Genomic DNA, 20,261 nt, shown 5'->3' on the forward strand with positions numbered 1-20,261 from the left:
GAAGGTGAATATACTCGCCGAGATAGTACCAGCCTGACAACAGAAAAAAAGGCTTATCAATAAAAGGTCGTGTTTTTTTATATGGATGTCAGGCGGCTGGGCTAGATGATGAACGATAAATTATTGGCTAATTTAAGGCGTTCAATCTCGCTGACTTCTTTATCTATCTCAGAGACTCGGTTTGCCATCTCGGTAATGGTTTGATTGACAGGTTAATTTGGCATTTTCTGCTGACAAACATCCAGTACTAATGTGCGTAACCAACGATGAGCGAGATCTTTATCTAGCCGAGGGTGCCACATTTGGGATATGGTGATGGCGTCCGTTTTTACAGGGAGTTCAAAGGTATGAAAAGGGCTCATTTCATGGTCATTCAGCTTTTTGTGATTGTTTAAAAATGAGTCTGGCACTAGTCCAACTAGGTCAGAAGTCTGTATGACCGTAAGGACGGCGGGAAAGCTTGGAACAATAGCCGCTATGTTTCGTTCTAGACCTAGTGCCGTCAGGGCATCGTCCACAGGGCCTTTTGTCAGGCCACGACGTGAAGCAATGACATGGCTGTAAGATACATATTGTTCAGGTGTTATGCTGTCTGTTTTGTAGAGTGGGTGGTTTTTTCTGACCACACCACTAAATCTGTCTCTAAACAGGGCTTGTAAGCGTATTTCTGGCCCCATTGTGTCGTCTAGTACTCCTATTTCAAGATCCGCTTGCCCCTCTCTAAGATATTTGACGTTTTTCTCTGATTTGGAGGCAAAGCGTAAGCGAACGAGTGGTGCGGATACGGCGACTGTCGAGATAAGTGATGCGGCAAACGCTTCAATAAAGCCATCATTCGCTCGAATGGTAAAGGTTCGCTTTAATGTCGATAAATTGAGAGGGGATGAAAGGGGATTGAGTATATTACGAGCTTCGAAGACCGCATCGCGAGTACGATTTCGTATCTCTTGCGCATAAGGGGTTAATACCATATGACGTCCGGCTCTTACTAGTAATGGGTCTTTCGTGGCAACTCGAAGCCTGTTCAGGGTTCGGCTCATTGCTGAAGGACTTAGTTTAAGCCGTCTTGCGGCACCTGCAACACTCTCTTCCGTCAGTAGGGCATCAAGTGCAACTAATAGATTTAGGTCTGGTTCAGCCATACAGTGTAATTACCTAGTTGATAATGTGATTGGTAATAGATGAGGCGTTATGTGCAGTTTATAAGTATCATTGATGCGCCTTCCGCTATGTTAACAGCAAGCCTATACTTTGCGAGTTCTCTATGTCAAAGAGTCTTTATTACATAAGAGGTATCTTTATTACATGATATTATTTTCCGATGAGCCAGGTGACGATGGATTGGTAGGATCCGAACGTCGTTTAGCAATGGTGGCCACGATGACAGCAACGACCATGGCCGTCTTTGATGGCTCCATGGTAAACATTGCGTTGCCCAAAATCGCTCAAACACTAGGAGTGTCAGCGAGTCACGCAGTATGGGTGTCTAATGGTTATTTGTTAACGGCTGCCATGACGTTGGCGATATTTTCAGCACTGGCGACACGCATTGGTTTTCGCCTGCAGTTCACCATTGGCTTGGTGGTTTTTACCTTGGCGTCTTTAGGTTGTGCTTTGTCATCGTCGCTTGAAATGCTTATTTTAATGCGTTTATTGCAAGGCATTGGTGGTGCCGCTACGTTGAGCATTTCACCAGCGATTTTACGTTCCGTTTTTCCTAATCGATTATTGGGGCGAATATTAGGCTTGAATGCTTTGTTGATAGGCTCTATTACGGCGGTGGCCCCCATTTTTGGTGGAACCTTGTTGTCGACTTTGGGGTGGCAATGGTTATTTGCCATCAACATTCCATTGGGTATCATGGCGGTTCTGTTTACGTTGCGGGCGGTTCCTCGTATTGACAGTATCCGTCGTGAACCGTTTGATATTCTTGGTGGGTTGTTATCCGCTGTGATGTTAGGGTCGTTGATTATGACGGCGAATACCTTCTCTCAACTCAGTCACGGTGCCCTTTATTCTGAAACGCTCATCATCGCCACAACCTATGGTGTGGCGGCGATTGTGGCTGGGTGGCTATTTATTAAGCGTCAGCGTGTTGCTCCCAAGCCGTTGTTACCTCTGGAGATCTTTTTGTCTATGCGATTTTCGCTTGCGGCCTTGACGTCTTTAGCGTCTTTTATCAGTCAAGGGATCGTGTTTATTGCATTGCCATTTTTATTCCAAACCGTTTATGGATACAGTGTGTTTGACTCGGCACTGCTTTTTACGCCTTGGCCCATAGGCATTATTTTAGCCGCATCAAATGCTGGCAAACTGTCAGACCGTTATTCCGCTGCCGTCATCTCGGTTATAGGCTCCTGTTTATTTGCTTTGGGAGTCATACTACTCGCCTTACTGCCTGATCAGCCTTCTGTATGGGATATTTGTTTGCGCAGTTTGTTGTGTGGTATTGGTTTTGGTTGTTTTCAGAGTCCTAATAATCGCGAAATGCTATCGAACGTTTCCCGAGAGAAAAGTGGCTATGCCTCGGGTGTATTGGCGATTGTTCGAACGTTTGGGCAGTGTTTGGGCGCTGCTCTGGTTGGCGTGGTTTTATCCTTTTATGGACAATCAGGAAGTAATACTTTATTAGAAGACCAAGGTATCCAGGTAAGTCTCTGGGTTGCTGCTGTCACAGCCGTATTGGCTATCTTCATTAGTGTCAGTCGTCAGCAGCGAGGGCAGGCTTAGAAGAGACTGGGGTGGGTCTGACTTTTTGCTATGGCATTATTTTAGTGGACTGGCAGATCCAGTTCTGTGGCCACGGGTTTGAAGCCACAAAACATCATCACGAGATTGCGAAACCCCGTGTCTATGTCAGGTCCTTCTAGCCCTTTGATGCGCTTGTCCATCAATGCCAGATAGTTTTGCAAGTAGGGAAGAGTGATGTGGTTATGTCGGCTTAGAGCACTTTCATAAAAGGGGATTCGCTTATCCCAAATTTTTTGAGACTGACAGGCTTGTCTTAGACCGGACGATTGCATGGCTTTAAAAAGCGAACTAAGTGTCTGTATTTCGCGGTTAAACAGCCAGAGAATAATGCTGGATTCTACCCCTTCTCCTACTAACTGGTTTAAGCAATGCATGGCTTCTTTGGTTTTGCCCATCAGTAATCGATCACTTAAATCGTAAATGGAATAGCGACTACTGTCAGCTACCGAATCAGCGACTTTTTCTGCATCAATTTTACTGCCTGCACCATGTAGCAATGCCAGTTTTTCCAGTTCTTGTGAAAGAGCGAGTAAGTTACCTTCGCCGCGTTCACAAATCATGCTGGCCGCATCTCGACTTAGTGAAAGATCAAGAGCTTGGGCCCGTTGTTGAACCCAAGCCGGTAAGCGATTAGCATCGATTGGCCAGATTTGAACAAAGACTCCTTTGCTCTCAAGCTGAGAAAACCATTTCGCTTTTTGTGAGCGAGCATCTATTTTAGGTAAGGTCAGCAAGATAACATTATCATCACTTAATGACTGAGATAATTGTGCCAGTGCCTTGGTATGTTTTTCCCCCATTTTGTCTATTTGAATATCAAACAATCGCTGATTAGAGAAAAGCGACAGGCTTTGGTTTTCATTAATCACATCTTGCCAATCAAATTGAGCATCTGCTACATAGCGTAAACGTTCGTTAATGCCATTGTTGAATACCGCTTTGCGCACACTGTCAGCGGCTTCTTGGCACAATAACACCTCGTCCCCAGAGATAATATAAATGGGGGCGAGGGTTTTGTTGAGCTGTTGTGGCAGTTGATCTGCTCTAACTTTCATAGCAATCTTATTATCAATGCGTTATTAAGGCCGCTATTTAACGGGCGCATAAGCAAGATCAGAAACCAGCTGATTGGCAAGATCATTTGCCATTGATTGCATTTCTGTTTGGTTATACGCTGATTTTGTGCTTTCTTCCGCATTTTGATTCGACAGAACTTGGGTCGTACTGAAGTTGCGAGGGCCATAGATGGATTTACCATCTTTTTGGCGAATAAAGTAAACACCACTTAATTCACGCTGTATTTGAGTCACATCGTTTGAGCTATTGCGAGCAAGGACCGTATCGGACGTTTTAAGGTGGTTAACTTTTAACTCAAGTACATCATCACCCGCATTTTTTGAGTCCACAACTTTAACGCCAGCGCGTGTTAACGCAATGCGTAATGCGGTATCAAAGGTCGGAGAGCCAGAATCAGAGGTTAATACCAATCGTTTTAAGCTTTCGGGAATGGCGACTTGTCCACGTAGATGGAAACCACAAGCGACGACACTAAACGATAGGACAATGAGTAACAAAAAGCGGGCTGTTTTATTCAATGGTATTATCATATCCATGATCTCTAAAGCGATAAAAGAAAATTAGGGAGGCCACTTGGCCATCCCTAATTTGGCACGTTAGTTCGCGACGATATTGACCAATCGACCTGGTACGACAATCACTTTACGGACGGTTTTCCCTTCAAGGAATTTCGTCACGTTCGGATGAGCAAGTGCCGCCGCTTCGATGGTTTTATTATCCGCATTAGCAGAAACAATGACTTCTGCACGTTTTTTACCTAGTACTTGAACCACAATGGTTAATTCATCCTTCACAAGAGCGGCTTCATCAAGGACGGGCCAAGGGGTATTCACAACGTTATCCGCATGGCCAAGCTCAATCCACAGTTGATGGGCAATGTGCGGAACGATGGGTGATAGAAGGAGTATCGCTGCTTCTAATGCTTCATGTTCAACAGCCAAACCAAGGGGGGATTGGTCTTCAAACTTGCTGATTTCATTACACAGCTCCATGACTGCAGCAATGGCGGTGTTGAAGGTTTGACGACGCTCAATATCATCAGTCACTTTTTGGATGGTTTCGTGCGTTTTACGACGTAGCGACTTTTGTTCACCATTTAACTCATCAATCATTAGCTCGCTAGGCACGCCGGCTTCTGTATGACGATACGCTAACGACCAAAGTCGACGTAGGAAGCGAGAGGCACCATCAACACCCGCATCATTCCACTCAAGAGATTGCTCTGGTGGCGCAGTGAACATGACGAATAGACGAACCGTATCTGCGCCATAACGCTCAATCATTTCCTGAGGGTCAACGGTGTTACCCTTGGATTTAGACATTTTCGTACCGTCTTTGTTCACCATCCCTTGGGTTAATAGACGTTTGAACGGTTCGTCAGAGTTAACAAGACCCGCATCACGTAACAGTTTGTGGAAAAAACGTGAGTACAAAAGGTGAAGTATAGCGTGTTCAACGCCCCCCACGTATTGGTCAACAGGAAGCCAGTAGTTTGCTTCTTCGGTTAGCATGGTATCCGTTGCGTCTGGACAACAGTAACGTGCAAAGTACCAAGAAGATTCCATAAAGGTATCAAAGGTATCGGTTTCACGTTCTGCTTCTTCCCCGTTGTAAGTGATTGTAGAGAAGCCAGGGTTGTTTTTGATGGGCGAGTTGACGCCATCCATAATAACATCCGTGGGTAATTCAACGGGTAATTGATCTTTTGGAACGGGTACGACGGAGCCATCTTTTAAATTGATCGTTGGGATTGGAGTCCCCCAATAGCGTTGGCGGCTGACGCCCCAGTCTCTTAGGCGGTAATTGACTTTTATTTCGCCTAAGTTGCGATCAACCATCCACGCAGAAATGGTATCGAAGGCGTCTTTAAAAGACAGTCCATCAAACTCACCAGAGTTGCAGAGTATCCCTTTTTCGGTGAAGGCTTCTTTTTCTAGATCGATGCTTTCATCACCTGCAGGTTTCACCACTTGTTTGATGGGCAGTGAATACTTTTTCGCGAATTCAAAATCGCGCTGGTCGTGAGCGGGAACCGACATCACCGCACCGGAGCCGTAATCCATCAACACGAAGTTAGCCGCATAAATAGGGACAGCGTCCCCTGTAATGGGGTGAATGGCTTTGAAACCGGTGTCGATGCCTTTTTTGTCAACCATTGCCATGTCCGCTTCGGTGGTCGACATTTTCTTGCTTTCTTCGATGAATTCAGCAAGCTTGGCATTGTTTTGGGCGGCTTCCAAAGACAGAGGATGTTGCGTAGCAACGGCAACGTAAGTGACTCCCATAATCGTATCAGGGCGCGTGGTGTAAACAGATAGACGCTCCTCTTTGTCTGCCACTGAGAAGCTGAATTCTAAGCCTTCAGAGCGGCCAATCCAGTTACGCTGCATGGCTTTCACTTTTTCGGGCCAGCCATCAAGTTGATCAAGATCGTTAAGCAATTCTTCTGCATAGGCCGTGATGCGGATGAACCATTGAGGGATTTCTTTTTTCTCAACGGTCGTGCCACAGCGCCAGCAGCCACCGTCTTCTACTTGTTCGTTCGCTAACACGGTTTGGTCATTAGGGCACCAGTTAACCGCAGAGGTTTTTTTGTAAGCTAAACCTTTTTCGACTAATTGAGTAAAGAACCATTGTTCCCATTTGTAGTATTCGGGGGTACAAGTGGCAATTTCACGGTCCCAGTCATAAGCAAAGCCCAATTCTTTTAACTGGCCTTTCATGTAGGCAATGTTTTCATGGGTCCATTTTGCGGGGGCCGTTTTATTTTTGATGGCGGCGTTTTCTGCTGGTAAGCCAAAGGCATCCCATCCCATGGGTTGCATGACATTTTTGCCTTGCATACGCTGGTAACGGGAAATAACGTCACCAATGGTATAGTTACGCACATGCCCCATGTGTAAACGGCCACTTGGGTAAGGGAACATAGAGAGGCAGTAGAATTTTTCTTTGCTGGCGTCTGCTACGGCTTTAAATACTTTGTTTTCATCCCAAAATAACTGAGCTGCTTGTTCAATCTGCTGAGGATTGTATTGTTCTTGCATGATGTTTAATGATCCCATAATAGGCGTTAGGTTGGATTGAACTACACAAAAAGCCACCCAAGTGAGGAAACATAGCTGAATCGACAGGAAACTTGTGTAGAGCCCAACAGAAACTAAGAATATTCGCTATTTTATAGAGATGAGGCTCTAATGAGAAGGCACATAGAAGAGGAGTTATGAAATCAATGAAAAAAGATCCGATAAATGAACAAAACAACACCGATCTTGTCGAAGAAGCGCGCCAAATTTTAAAAGGGGCGAAGGATTGGTTTCTAGACGACGTATCTTTAATGAAAGCTTACTGGCACGATAAAATGGGATACACCGAAGCTTGGATTGATGCCAATTGGCATTTGGTTCTAGAAGAAGGGGAAGAACTGACCAAAGAGTTGGATGCAAAAGAAGATGCCGCATTATTATGGCTGATTAACCATGCCAATAATAATCCCGTCCCTTTAGAAGAATGTCATGTCGCTGGCCAAGAAGCCAAAGCGGGTGTTTATCACTGTATGGCATGTGGGCACGATAACATCAAAGCAGAAGACGGCACTCTGGAACCCTGTGAAGTGTGCCACTACGGTTTGATGTCGACTCACCAAGAAAAAGACGACTAGAGCAGGGGAGGCTCTCTATACTCGTCTTGCTCTGATGTTCTAATTCCTGTGTTTTGTTAAGAGGGGTGGGCAGCATAATGAAAAAAGCCACGGGATGTTAAATAACGTGGCTTTTTTCGTTTGGCTATTTATCGCTTATCCGACGGCTTAGAGCCTCGATTTATACCGTAAGATAATACCAAGCAGAGGATCATTAATAGTACAACGGGCCATTCTCCCCATTTGACATAGGGTGTTGATCCACTAAAGGTTTTTACCGTTGTCGTCATGGTAGTACGCTTAAATTGCGGCGCTTCATCGGTGATTTTTCCATTTTCATTTACCACCACGGTGAGCCCTGTGTTCGTCGCGCGAACTAAATAGCGCCCCGTTTCTTTTGCTCTAAACTGGGCTATTTGCAAGTGTTGCCATGGACCGATAGAAGCGCCAAACCAGCCATCATTACTGATGTTGATTAAAAAATCACTTTTGGCTGCTAAGTCACGTACTTGATCTGTATAGACAATCTCATAGCAGATAAAAGGGGCTGCTTTCCATTTACCAACATGTATGAGGCCCTGATGCGCGCCGCCTGGTGAAAAAGTTGACATAGGCATGCCAAAAATATCGAGTACCGGACCGATGATGGATGAGAACGGAATGTATTCGCCAAAGGGAACGAGATGGCGTTTGTAGTAAAGACCTTTTCCGTCACCCAATGCCCACATGGCGTTATAATAGGTGTTCTTTTCTTTATTGAAAGCTGGCACGCCTGTGACTAAGGTGGTATGTGTTTCTATCAGTAATTTATTTAATTGACTTAAATGCGGTCGGATCTGTTGATAGAGGTAAGTGATGGCAGTTTCTGGCCATACTACTAAAGCGCTGTCTAAGTGCTGTATGGTTGCCGATTCATAATACTCTAAGGAAGAGCTGGCAGTTTTTGCTTGCCATTTCTCACTCTGTTTGACATTTCCTTGTACCAGTGTGGCTTTGAACTGTCCTGTTTGCTTCACCCATTGTTCAGGAAAATACTGTAGATAAGCCGCACCAAGCCATGCCAGGAGAACAATAATGATCATAACAGCATGGTTATGACGGCTGAGGATGCAGCTGGTAATGATACTGGACGTTAGTACCACAATGGCGCTGGTTAACCAAATGCCGCCAATGGGGAGTAATTCGTAAAGCCAAGATTTTTGGATAGAGTAACCAGGCAGTAACCAAGGAAACCCCGTAAAAAATGTGCTTCGTGCATACTCGAATGCTAATAAACTGATGGCAAAAATAAGTCCGGGCGGGATTCGGGTAAATATCTTAACCAGTCGCCAAGTGACCCAAGAGGATAGAGTCCAAAACAGGGTAAGAATGAACACAAAACCAAAGGTAATGAGAGCAGAAATGATATTGCCTACATGCCCATAGGTATCGATGCTAACAAATACCCAAGAGACGCCGCAGCCAAAAAAGCCTAGGCCAACGGCGGTACCTCGCCATGCGGCGCTTTTTGCGCTATCACTCGTTAAGACCAGCCAACAGAAAACCACAATGGTGATAAAATAGCTGGGCCAAAAGTTAAAGGGCGAAAAACTTGTCACTCCCAGTGCGCCTGCTAAGAAACCTATGCATAGCGCGAGGGGAGAAGATAATTTGATAAAAAAAGGGCGTTTCCACCCCGCCTGCTTGCTTGTGGCTGATTTGGGGTGGGAGTGGGACATACTACTCTATCGCTTCTATATTTAATCGTGAAACTTTGATGGTTTTAACGCGCCGCCCATCGGATTTTAAGACGTAAAAATTCATGTCGCCAAAGATTATCTCTTCACCGCGCACAGGAACATGGCCAAATTGTTGTACCAAAATGCCGCCAATGGTGTCGAACTCTTCTTCGCTAAAGCTGACTTTAAAGTATTCATTAAAATCTTCAACTGGACATAAAGCAGGTACTAAGAAGACGTTGTCTTCGTCTGTTGTTTGGATCTCTTCGCTTTCTTCCCGATCGGTTTCATCTTCAATTTCACCAACGATTTGTTCGAGAACATCTTCAATGGTCACCAAGCCTGATACACTACCGTATTCGTCTAAAACCAAGGCCATGTGGTAGCGCTTAGTTCTAAAGTCATTGAGTAGCACATTGAGGCGCTTGCTTTCAGGAATAAAGTTGGCGGGACGAAGGCAGGACAAAATATCGTCCATAACAATGTCTTCGTCTTTAAATAGGAGCGGCAGAAGATCTTTTGCCAGCAGCACACCTAATATTTCATCTGGCTCTTCACCGACCACAGGGAAACGTGAATGTGATGAATCAATGACTTTACGAATTGAGGTTTTTGGATCATCTTCTGATCTGATCACCACCATCTGGGAAGGCGGTATCATAATATCTCTAGCCTGTACCTCAGACACCTCTAATGCACCTTCAACAATCGTAAAGGCATCACGATCAATGATGTCTGATTTAACGGCCGCCTCCAGCAGTTTGATAATGTCTTCTCTGCTGCGGGGCTCATCGTTAAATGCTTGCGTTAAACGCTCAAACCAAGATTTTTGTTGATCGTTGGTGTTACTCGATCGGTCTTCGCTCATGGGGTTATGAACTCACTCTTTTATCAAATAGGGATCTGGAATATTAAGAGAAGCCAATAACTGAGTTTCTAAGGCTTCCATTTCTTCTGCTTCATCATCATTTATATGATCATAGCCACGTAAATGCAATATGCCGTGTATGGTCATATGAGCCCAATGATGCAATAAGGGTTTTTCTTGTTCAATGGCTTCACGCTCAACAACTTGTGCGCAGATGACTAAATCACCTAATAAGGGAATATCAAGTTCCATGGGCGCATCAAAAGGAAAAGACAAGACATTAGTTGGTTTGTCCTTTCCTCGGTATTCGTTATTAAGCGCTTGGCTTTCTTCTTCATCAACTAGGCGGATAGTGACTTCGTATTCATCGCCAGATAATGGTAAGGCGGTGGTTACCCATTGTTTGAACTCATCGCTACTTGGCACATTGTCTGTTGCTTCGCAGGCAATTTGTAAATCTAATTCCAAGTGGGCCATTAGCTTTTGTTACCCTGATTAGTGGCTGAGTGGGAAGGACTAGCTTCGTTCTTAGACGTGGAGTCACTTGCATGCGCCGTCTGTTCAGCCTGTGCTTGTAAGCGCGCTTCAGTTCGCGCCTTTTTCGCTTCTTCCTCTTCTGTATCAAAACGCTCATACGCTTCAACAATGCGTTGAACCAGTGGATGACGAACCACATCGGAGGCCGCAAAGTGCGTTAAACTAATGCCGTTGACGCCACGAAGTACATGCATAGCGTGAGCCAAACCAGACGATGTGCCTCGAGGTAAGTCCACTTGAGATGTATCCCCCGTGATCACCGCTGTGGAGCCAAAGCCAATGCGCGTCAGGAACATTTTCATCTGTTCGCGAGTGGTGTTTTGGCTTTCATCCAAAATGATAAAGGCATTATTTAGAGTACGACCACGCATAAAGGCCAGTGGGGCGATCTCGATAACGTTTTTCTCTATCAGTTTATCGACCAGTTCAAAGCCCAGCATTTCATAAAGTGCATCGTATAAAGGGCGTAGATAAGGGTCGATCTTTTGTGATAAATCCCCAGGTAAAAAGCCTAACTTTTCACCTGCTTCAACCGCTGGACGAACTAACATAATGCGTTCAACACGATCTGCTTCTAGCGCTTCGACGGCGCAAGCCACTGCCAGATAGGTTTTTCCTGTTCCAGCGGGACCAATGCCAAAGTTAATGTCGTTTTTACGCACCTCTTTTACATAGCTTTGCTGGTTTTTACCTTTTGGCTTGATAAAAGCTTTACGTGTTTTGATGACCAACTGATCGCCTTTGTCTTTTGAGTGTTTGCTCAAAGACTCAATGGCCGATTCCTGCAAATACAAGTGAATGGTTTCGGCTGAAAGAACCCCTTGTGCCCGCGCTTCACGGTACAAGTTTTCCAGTAGAATTTTTGTGGCCGCGACATTGTCAGAGCTTTCGCCTGAAATATCAAACAGATCACCACGGTAGCGAATGGTGACATCAAGACGCTTTTCAATCAGTTTGATGTTTTCGTCTAGTTGCCCACATAAAACAGCCAAAGCATCGGCTTCGGCTGGTGCAAGGCGCATTTGTTGAGTTGTCTGTGTCGTTTCCAAGAGTTACCTTACTTAGTGAAGGATAAAATCGGTGTCAAGTTCAGAGCTGATCAACTCACCTAGTAGCGAGTTTGAATAAGCATCTGTGATCACCACGTCTGCAAATTTACCGATCAATTGAGGATCGGAAGCACGGAAGTTAACAATGCGATTGTTTTCAGTTCGGCCTTGAAGCTGCCCAGGATCACGGGGTGAATAACCGCTGATCAAAATGCGCTGAACCTCACCAACCATTGCTAAACTGATGTCGAATGCTTGTTGACTGATACGACGTTGTAATATGGCTAAACGCTCTTTTTTCAATGCTTCTGGTGTGTCGTCTTCCAGACTTGCTGCTGGCGTACCTGGGCGCTGGCTATAAACAAAACTGAATGAGTGATCAAAGCCGATTTCCTGAATTAAGTTCATCGTATCGACAAAATCTTCGTCGGTTTCGCCTGGGAAGCCAATGATAAAGTCTGAGGACAGGCTGATGCCAGGTCGCGCGTCCTTAATGCGATTGATCTTATCAATATAATATTGGCGATCATGACCGCGTTTCATGGCACTAAGGATGTTGTCGGCACCACTTTGAACCGGTAAGTGAAGATGGCTAACCAGTTTGGGTTCAGTGCGGAAAGCTTCGATTAAACTGTCGGTAAACTCTACCGGATGAGAAGTGGTAAAACGAATGCGCTCAATGCCATCAATGCGTGCCACAGCGTGAATAATATCGGCAAGGTCTGCTTCATCACCTTCTACGGTTTCGCCACGGTAAGCGTTGACGTTTTGCCCCAATAGATGAATTTCGCGTACACCTTGCTCTGCAAGCTGTATGACTTCTTTCAAAATGCTGTCGAATGGACGGCTGACTTCTTCACCACGGGTATAAGGGACCACGCAGAAAGTACAGTATTTACTGCACCCTTCCATGACAGACACAAAGGCTTCTGCTCCTTCCACACGCGGTGCGGGCAAGTGGTCGAATTTCTCAATTTCGGGAAAGGTTACATCCGTAATGGGGATGTGTTTGCCCGCAGAGTTCACCATCTCAGGTAACTTGTGCAATGTCTGAGGTCCGAAAATCATATCAACATGTTTGGCCCGCTTACGAATGGCATCGCCTTCTTGGCTCGCCACACATCCGCCCACACCAATGACTAAATCGGGGTTTTTCTGCTTGAGTTTTTTCCAGCGGCCAAGTTGGTGATACACCTTGTCTTGCGCTTTCTCGCGAATAGAGCAGGTGTTCAAAAGAAGCACATCCGCTTCTTCCGCATTGTCTGTGAGTTCCATCTCATGGCTTTCGCCGAGTAAATCTGCCATACGAGAGGAATCGTATTCATTCATTTGGCAGCCGTGAGTTTGGATAAAGAGTTTTTTTGCCATGTCACTTATAACCTAAAAATTATTCGTCTATCGACTTTGGCGCTATTATATTTGGCTTTGCCTCTGAATCACAGGGGTGATGAACATTCGAACCCATTAAACTGAAAATAGTCCTTATTTCCTTCGATCATCTTGGTTTATTATTTGAGTTTAAATGTGTATTGATGTGCCGCCATTCGTTTGGCTTAATTGGCATGACTGATAAACGGTTGCCCTTTTTGGTAAGTAACATGTCACTAAGTGCTGGGTCTTGTTTTAAGGTGCTAAGGGGTAAGACACTGGGCCATTTTTCGACCAGTTCAATATCCACCATGAACCAGCGAGGATGATCTGGGGAGGATTTAGGGTCATAATAATGGCTGGTAGGGTCCCAACTTGTGTGATCTGGATAGGCTTCGCGTACCACTTTCGCCACGCCAGCAATGCCCGCTGGCTTACAGTTTGAGTGGTAAAAAAAGACGAGGTCGCCAATGTGCATATTTTGCATAAAGTTACGTGCTTGATAATTGCGAACGCCATCCCAGGGAGAGGGGCCTTGTTGTGTTAAATCATCAATGGAAAAAGCACTGGGTTCAGACTTCATGAGCCAGTAATTAGGCATACTATTATCCGTTTGCATAATGATACATACTCTTAGTATATGGTTTATAAAATTGTATCTACAATTAAAGAAAATTTACCCAATGTCCTCAATGAGTTGCTTATCTCTCGATGTCTTGGGTTGTGATGCTCTTCATATGGATGAGGATATATGAGTCAATTCGCCTGTAAAGATTTTTCCGCACTGGAAAAGGAACTTAAGGATGACCTTCTCGAGTGCTATCAGGAAGCACAGCAAGAAATCGAAGAAATCATCAATAGCATCGAAGATGATGGTTTTTCCTTTGATAAGTTAGATAATTTGTTTCGTTCTTTGCATAGCATGAAGGGCAATTGTTCAGTGTGCTTTTTAGATCCACTTGTGGGGGCACTGCATCGTCTTGAAGAAATCGTCGACGGTATGCGAGGCGGTTATATCCAGTATCATTATCATCTTGGTGAGTTAATTAATGTTGTGGTTGAGCAAATCGGTAATTTGCTGATGCAACTTTATAAATTTCATGGCGCAGAAACCGCTACGTTAAATGTATTACAAAATGGTTTGGATACGCTTTATGCCTGTGAAGACGATGAGCAGCGCTCTTCCTTGGCAAAGGCCTTATTGGATGATATTTCAACGGAGAAAAAAGAGTCTGAGGCAGCTGAGGCTCCGGCCAGAACAGTCGATCTTTTAGTCAAGGTGGAGTATACCAAAGAGCAAGAGTTTGATATCGAACAGTTTAAGGCATTCAGTTCCAAGTTAAATCGTTTGTTAGGTTATTCCCCCGAACGTAGTGAGCGTATATTAAAGCTTTGCCAGTTGATTAATATTGAATGCAAACAACAGGAAGATCCCGCCCAATTAAGCGCGGCAGCTTATATGCATAATATGGGGATGGCGGTGATCTTAAATTGCAAAGATGATGAAGAGGCGCGCAAACAAGCTGAATGGAATCATCCTATGGTGGGGGCTCAATTATTGAGTAAACACGAAGGCTGGGACGAGGCGGTTTCCATGGTAATGGCCCACAAAGAACGCTTTGACGGCTCAGGGTTTCCTGAGCAACTTGTCGGCTCAATGATTCCACAAGGGGCGTTTATTTTGGCTGTGGCGGTCATGTTTATTGATATCGTTTGGGGTAAATCGGGCGAAGAATATCGAAAGAGTTCCATGCGCGCCATCCAAAAAGTGAACTTTGAAAGTGGCAAAGGCTTTCCTCCTCATATTGTCGATTCTTTTAATGCTGCCATTCGCAAGGTGTTGGTGGCGCGGAAAAAATAATTGTTACGACGCTTTTTTTAATCCCACCAAAAATTGCTACCATAGTCTTATCTATTATGGATTATTAAGACTATGGCTGCACAACTTCCACTTGTTTTTCATCCCCATTACAGCATCCCCTTTCCAGCAGGGCACCGCTTTCCTATGCATAAATTTCGGCTCTTGGCACAAACGTTAAGAGCGCAAGGGATTCTCACGGAAAAGAATGAATATCAACCCTCACCATTATCCTTAACGACCTTAATGCAGGCCCACGACAAAGGTTATGTGCAACGCTTTATTCGGGGGAAACTCTCCAAACAAGAAGAGAAAGACATTGGTCTACCTTGGTCCGAATGGTTGGTTGAACGAACATTACGTGCCGTTTCTGGCACTATCTTAACCAGCGAGTTAGCGCTAGAGCATGGCTTGGCGTGCCATCTTGCAGGTGGAACGCACCATGCTCAGCCTGCACGTGGTGCAGGTTTTTGCATTTTTAATGATTTAGCCGTCGCAGCGTTAGCGCTAGTGAATTCAGGTAAAGCAAAAAAGGTGTTAATTTTAGACTGCGATGTACACCAAGGAGATGGCACCATCGCCTTCTTTAAAGACCGAACCGATATTGTGCCAATTTCTTGGCACTGTGAAGAAAATTACCCCACTCTTAAGCAAACTGATGGCGTTAATATAGCCATTCCTAAAGGGGCTGACGATGACTTGTATTTGTCCATTTTAAGGGAAACCTTGCCAAAGGCGCTTGCCGAGCATCAGCCGGATTTTATCTTCTACGATGCGGGTGTCGATGTGCATAAAGATGATCGGTTAGGGCATATCAATATGACGGACGAGGGCATTCTAGAACGGGATAAATACGTTATCCAAACGTGTATTAAACAAAATTTGCCCGTCGCTTGTGTTATTGGCGGCGGTTACGACCGACAAGAAGATAAGGTGGCATGGCGGCATAGTCTAGTACATCAAGCAGCTCATTGGGTTTGGGAAAGATGTTTATAGAGTAACCGCTTAACGTTTTTTGGTTCTATTGTGGTTGGCTATAGAGAAATATATAAATGCTACTATTAACAAAACAACAACGACACCAAAAATAGCCGCAGAATAGCCGTGCATGGGTCCCCATCCGCGACCCCACACTTGGCTTTCCCCTTTTAGTAGCAGCAACGGATGCTTAAAACCAAAATAAGCACAGGCTGCCCCAAATACTAAGCAGAGGATATTGATTATGGTGGCGCCAATGAGTTGAAGTAGAGAAAAGTACGCGCCAATATTATCGGCAATCTTCCATTTCTTAAGTTTATATAAAACGAGGATACCTAGTATAGATACGAGTATTATTAAAATGTCTGTATAGGTAATAGGGATATGTAAATGCTGGAGTATCCCTGCTATCGATGCGATTATTATCAAGAATGCAAAAATGTCGAATACTAAATCCATGACTGTTGGCTTAATTCCTAATGGGCGATCTTTTTCGTAGGGTATATGAATTTAATTTAGCTGCAAGGTGCTCCTACCGAAAAAGTATTATTTTCTATTGTCATATAACTGCCATGATTCTCTTTTACTGTCTACAAAGGTAAGCAGGAAGTGGGCAGTTATGCAAAGCATGTTATCTGAATTGGCTGAACTACAACGTTTGTTGCGCTTGGATATTCCCAGCGTACATCGTGAAACACTGGCTCAACTTTCTGATGGCCCTGAGCAGTATCCCGTGGATGCTGTATTTCTTGGCAGTGATCGTCCCAATGTGCCTACCTTCCTGCTGGTGGGCGGGGTGCATGGTGTTGAACGTATTGGCTCGCAAGTGGTACTCGCCTATCTCAATTCTTTATTGCATCGATTGATTTGGGATCAACAGTTGCAGATGGCATTGGAAAATGTGCGTTTTGTTTGTTTGCCAATATTAAATCCAGTGGGAATGGCTCGTCAGCATCGTGGTAATGGCAATGGTGTGGATTTGATGAGAAATGCGCCGATTGATGCACTGGATCCCATAACTTGGCCTTTTGGTGGTCAGCGATTGACTCGGCATTTACCTTGGTTTCGTGGTGGTTTAGGGAAGCCGTTAGAAATGGAAGCCCAGGCCCTATGTGATCTAGTAGAGCGTCTTTGTGAGCAAAGCCCAATTGTGATGGCTTTGGATGTACATTCGGGCTTTGGAGCTCAAGATCGGCTTTGGTTTCCTATGGCTGGTACTCGACAGCCAGTGCCTCATATCGCAGATTACTATGCGCTGAAAAAATTGTTAAAGCATAGCCATCCGAATCATCGTTATTTGCTTGAGCCTCAGTCCCACCATTATCTTTGTCATGGTGACCTATGGGATTATTTGTATCTTAAGGCAAATTCACGTCAGCAGACATTGCTGCCACTGACTCTGGAGCTGGGGTCTTGGCGTTGGGTCAAGAAAAACCCATTGCAATTACGCTCCTTTTTAGGAATGTTTCACCCGATTAAGCCCCATCGAGTAAAACGAGTGTTACGAGAAAACCTGTTTCTTATTGAGATTCTTTGGCGTGCCAGTGCCAATATGGCGCAATGGTTGCCTAAAGAGTCGCAACGCCAACGAATGCATAAGATAGCCTTAAAGCATTGGTATCAAAATGACTGAGCAGAGGTTCAAGAGCAATAGCGTGAACTGGCTTTTGTTGCGAGGTTTAGGGAGAGATCAGCGTCACTGGGGGGCGTTTCCGAAGCTATTGCAACAAGCATTCCCTGAGCATCGCGTTTTGACACCAGATTTACCAGGAAATGGATCATTAGCGCACTTGAAAAGCCCTGCCAGCATTGCCCAGGCGACTAACTATTATCGACTATGGGTAAAAGAACAGACTGTCATAGGCCCAATAGCGTTAATTGGTTTATCCATGGGAGGCATGGTTGCCCTTGACTGGTTGAATCGTTTCCCAGAAGAGATCTCATTTGCTTATGTGATCAATACCAGCATGAAAGGGTGTAGTTTGCCTTGGCAGCGAATGCGTCTAAACGCCATGCTGCGTTTACTGTTATTCGGACTGATTTCTAAAACACAACAAGAGCATCAAGTTCGTTTATTAACGACCAATATGCAATCAAGCCCACAAACCTTGGAGCGACAATGGTGTGAGTGGGCAAAAGCAGCCTCCCCAGGACTTTTCAACCTTATTCGTCAGCTTTGGGCGGCAGCGAATTTTGAGATAGCCCATTTGACGCACCACAAAAAACTTTTATTACTTGCCAGTTCCTATGATCATTTGGTAAATAGCAGTGCCTCACGCCGAATTGCAGAACGTTGGAAAGTGCCACTGATAGAACATCCCCAAGCAGGCCACGACCTACCTCTAGATGATCCGCAATGGATCCTTGATTTGCTAATGGAGCAAAAGGATAAATGATCCATTAGAGACTTATCGCTATTTAAGGATGATGACTCTTATTTTGTCAAACACCAATGGTCAGTATTCCTTAAATAGAAAAAGTCTTTGTTTAGATGAGTTGGAATAATTTAAAAGTATTTTCAATTTAGTTTTATATTTTCATGATTTTTTAACCTGTTGTTTGATTATATACATCGATTTACCGGAGATAAGTGTGCGCCGTAACACCTTAATGGAATGGAATAGCAAAGATTCTTGGAAGGTCTTTTTGCTGCTTAGCATCATTTTTGTTGTATTTAGCGGACTGTTCAACCACACCGTCTGGACGCCAGATGAGCCCAGAGTGGTTGCTATTATTAAGGATATGTACCTCTCTGATAATCTGATCATACCGCATTTTGCGGGTATTCCCTTTGTTGAAAAGCCGCCGTTGTATTTTATCTATTGTGTGTCACTGATGCATATTACAGGGTTGGGCGCCTTGATGGCGGCTCGATTAGGATTAGGTCTACTGTGTTTAGCGTCCTTAGTGGTCACGTTTCGTTTAGCATGGCTGCTTAAAGGGAAGGAGTATGCTTGGCTAACCCTTGGGGTATTGGCGTCCAGCGAGGGTTTTTTGCTGAACTTTCATTGGCTACGAGTGGATGCCATGATGATGTTTACCTCTATTGCCGCCATTTGGGCCTTTGCAGAAGCTTACTTACGTCTTCAATTACGTTATGTGTTACTGGCGGGAGCGTTAGCGGGATTGGCGTTTTTAAGCAAAGGCCCTATTGCCATTATCCTATGTGTTGGGCCTGCTTGGTTGGTGCTTTTTATTCGTTACGTCTATCTAAGACAGCGAGGTGCCCATCAAAGTGCAACATGGGGACGTGCGTTGTTCTTCCATGTGATGGGACTCATCATAATGTGCTTAGTGATCGCTGCTTGGGTGTATCCTTTTTATAAACAAGCGTCTCCAGCGCTTTGGCATGCCTGGTTTTGGGATAATCAGATAGGGCGCTTAACCGGCTCCTCGACGAAAACCTTAGGTCATAACCATCAGGGCAAACCGTTTTATTACGTTAGTAGTATTATAGAATATACGTTACCTTGGTCTGTCTTCTTTATTATTGGTTTGGCCTCTTCAGTAAAAAGAGCCGTGACTCGGCACCAAGCGAATTGGCTTGATGGGTTTTTTCTCTTTTGGTTTTGCTTTGCCGTTTTTGTTTTGTCCTATTCGGCAACCAAGAGACCCATGTACCTTGCGCCTTTAATGCCTTTGTTTGCCTTAATGATAGCTTCTGCGTTAATGACACTAAAAGGTAGATGGTCCGACTGGTATCGACGTGCTTTTTTGGTAATGATGATTGTCATTATAGCTGTATTTGCTATAACGCCTTTGTGGGCCCAGCTCTTACCAAACAATAAAGTGCCACAACCTCTTATGTTGTGGCTTTCCAGTTGGCAGGTGACGGCGCTGTGGGTGCTATTTGCTATTATTTTAATGATAAAAGTCGAAGTCACTCAGTGGCCTGGCTGGACTAAGTTATCATTCATTTCATCTTTATTTTTTATTGCCATTTTTCATTATGTGTTTATCGCCGTAGACATCGCTAAAGACATGAGGCATGACCTTAACACCTTTGTGAAGCAAATCCCGCAGGATAAAAGGGAGCGAACTGCAGGCATTGGCTTTTCAGAGACCATGTCGTCTATCTTTTATTTATATGACGATTGGTCCGTGCCTATGGTAGATAAAGCCCGAGCACAACGCATTCTCGAGGGGAAAGACAGCCAATATGATTACTTGATCCTTGATCGAACGGACTCCACTCAAGACCCTATCCGTTATATGGGATTGCCTTCAAGCACCCCTTACCGTCTTTTATTGATAGGGCATCCGCGTAGCGATAAAAAACGCAGTGCTATTTTATGGTTAACAGGGAACGAAAATAAAACACCTCCAGTAATGGAGGTATCTGAAAAGGCGGTAAAACAACCCGCTAAGCTGAATTAAAATAGCTGAAAGCTTAAGCGATCATCATTGGCTGTTGGGGCGA

Annotated in this window: 18 protein-coding genes; 7 read left to right on the plus strand and 11 right to left on the minus strand. The window is 44.6% G+C overall.

Going from position 1 to position 20,261, the window contains the following annotated elements; genetic code table 11:
* Window positions 1-212: 212 nt before the first annotated feature.
* A complete protein-coding gene (locus AC0VYG_RS08365) occupies window positions 213-1,142 on the minus strand; it encodes a LysR family transcriptional regulator (protein WP_475431855.1) in 930 nt (309 codons plus the stop codon).
* Window positions 1,143-1,305: 163 nt separating this feature from the next.
* Between AC0VYG_RS08365 and AC0VYG_RS08370 the strand changes: the two genes are divergently transcribed.
* Window positions 1,306-2,730 carry an MFS transporter gene (locus AC0VYG_RS08370; RefSeq protein ID WP_475431856.1) on the plus strand — a complete coding sequence of 475 codons (1,425 nt, stop codon included), beginning with the start codon at window positions 1,306-1,308 and terminating at the stop codon, window positions 2,728-2,730.
* 41 nt (window positions 2,731-2,771) lie between these two features.
* On the opposite strand, the gene holA is transcribed toward AC0VYG_RS08370, so the two are convergent.
* The 3 genes from holA to leuS form a co-directional block, all read right to left on the minus strand.
* Window positions 2,772-3,806 (minus strand): DNA polymerase III subunit delta, encoded by a 1,035-nt coding sequence (gene holA / locus AC0VYG_RS08375; RefSeq protein ID WP_475431857.1) that lies wholly within the window; start codon window positions 3,804-3,806, stop codon window positions 2,772-2,774.
* A gap of 33 nt (window positions 3,807-3,839) precedes the next feature.
* Entirely contained in the window at window positions 3,840-4,358 is a 519-nt protein-coding gene (locus AC0VYG_RS08380; RefSeq protein WP_475431858.1) for an LPS-assembly lipoprotein LptE, read from the minus strand.
* A 66-nt stretch (window positions 4,359-4,424) separates the two neighbouring features.
* The gene (leuS, locus tag AC0VYG_RS08385) at window positions 4,425-6,872 is read right to left on the minus strand and encodes a leucine--tRNA ligase (protein ID WP_475431859.1); all 2,448 of its coding nucleotides are present in this window, start codon (window positions 6,870-6,872) and stop codon (window positions 4,425-4,427) included.
* A 176-nt stretch (window positions 6,873-7,048) separates the two neighbouring features.
* On the opposite strand from leuS, the gene AC0VYG_RS08390 reads away from it, so the two are divergent.
* On the plus strand, window positions 7,049-7,486 hold the full coding sequence (locus tag AC0VYG_RS08390) for a hypothetical protein (RefSeq protein ID WP_139063128.1): 438 nt from the start codon (window positions 7,049-7,051) through the stop codon (window positions 7,484-7,486).
* A 128-nt stretch (window positions 7,487-7,614) separates the two neighbouring features.
* On the opposite strand, the gene lnt is transcribed toward AC0VYG_RS08390, so the two are convergent.
* From lnt to AC0VYG_RS08420, 6 genes are all read right to left on the minus strand, one after another.
* Entirely contained in the window at window positions 7,615-9,183 is a 1,569-nt protein-coding gene (lnt, locus tag AC0VYG_RS08395) for an apolipoprotein N-acyltransferase (RefSeq protein WP_475431860.1), read from the minus strand.
* A gap of 1 nt (window position 9,184) precedes the next feature.
* Entirely contained in the window at window positions 9,185-10,051 is an 867-nt protein-coding gene (locus AC0VYG_RS08400) for an HlyC/CorC family transporter (RefSeq protein ID WP_475431861.1), read from the minus strand.
* A 12-nt stretch (window positions 10,052-10,063) separates the two neighbouring features.
* Complete coding sequence (gene ybeY, locus AC0VYG_RS08405; RefSeq protein WP_067016088.1) at window positions 10,064-10,528, minus strand: rRNA maturation RNase YbeY; 465 nt, start codon at window positions 10,526-10,528, stop codon at window positions 10,064-10,066.
* Window positions 10,528-11,637 (minus strand): PhoH family protein, encoded by a 1,110-nt coding sequence (locus AC0VYG_RS08410; RefSeq protein WP_475431862.1) that lies wholly within the window; start codon window positions 11,635-11,637, stop codon window positions 10,528-10,530. The genes ybeY and AC0VYG_RS08410 overlap by 1 nt, the downstream gene beginning before the upstream one ends.
* Window positions 11,638-11,649: 12 nt before the next feature.
* A complete protein-coding gene (miaB, locus tag AC0VYG_RS08415; protein WP_475431863.1) occupies window positions 11,650-13,005 on the minus strand; it encodes a tRNA (N6-isopentenyl adenosine(37)-C2)-methylthiotransferase MiaB in 1,356 nt (451 codons plus the stop codon).
* 127 nt (window positions 13,006-13,132) lie between these two features.
* Window positions 13,133-13,624 (minus strand): EVE domain-containing protein, encoded by a 492-nt coding sequence (locus tag AC0VYG_RS08420; RefSeq protein ID WP_475431864.1) that lies wholly within the window; start codon window positions 13,622-13,624, stop codon window positions 13,133-13,135.
* 132 nt (window positions 13,625-13,756) lie between these two features.
* On the opposite strand from AC0VYG_RS08420, the gene AC0VYG_RS08425 reads away from it, so the two are divergent.
* A complete protein-coding gene (locus AC0VYG_RS08425) occupies window positions 13,757-14,866 on the plus strand; it encodes an HD-GYP domain-containing protein (RefSeq protein ID WP_475431865.1) in 1,110 nt (369 codons plus the stop codon).
* Window positions 14,867-14,938: 72 nt separating this feature from the next.
* On the plus strand, window positions 14,939-15,859 hold the full coding sequence (locus tag AC0VYG_RS08430; protein WP_475431866.1) for a histone deacetylase family protein: 921 nt from the start codon (window positions 14,939-14,941) through the stop codon (window positions 15,857-15,859).
* A gap of 9 nt (window positions 15,860-15,868) precedes the next feature.
* Here the strand turns inward: AC0VYG_RS08430 and AC0VYG_RS08435 are convergent, their stop codons facing one another.
* Window positions 15,869-16,300: a hypothetical protein gene (locus AC0VYG_RS08435; RefSeq protein WP_475431867.1), complete on the minus strand. Its 432-nt coding sequence runs from the start codon at window positions 16,298-16,300 to the stop codon at window positions 15,869-15,871.
* Window positions 16,301-16,460: 160 nt separating this feature from the next.
* Between AC0VYG_RS08435 and AC0VYG_RS08440 the strand changes: the two genes are divergently transcribed.
* From AC0VYG_RS08440 to AC0VYG_RS08450, 3 genes are all read left to right on the plus strand, one after another.
* Window positions 16,461-17,474 (plus strand): DUF2817 domain-containing protein, encoded by a 1,014-nt coding sequence (locus AC0VYG_RS08440; RefSeq protein ID WP_475431868.1) that lies wholly within the window; start codon window positions 16,461-16,463, stop codon window positions 17,472-17,474.
* A 22-nt stretch (window positions 17,475-17,496) separates the two neighbouring features.
* Complete coding sequence (locus AC0VYG_RS08445; RefSeq protein ID WP_475431869.1) at window positions 17,497-18,237, plus strand: alpha/beta fold hydrolase; 741 nt, start codon at window positions 17,497-17,499, stop codon at window positions 18,235-18,237.
* 196 nt (window positions 18,238-18,433) lie between these two features.
* On the plus strand, window positions 18,434-20,218 hold the full coding sequence (locus tag AC0VYG_RS08450) for an ArnT family glycosyltransferase (protein ID WP_475431870.1): 1,785 nt from the start codon (window positions 18,434-18,436) through the stop codon (window positions 20,216-20,218).
* Window positions 20,219-20,261: the final 43 nt, after the last annotated feature.

The organism is Marinomonas sp. 63XJN7_7_ISO-PGPR-S23-202, from assembly GCF_056173505.1.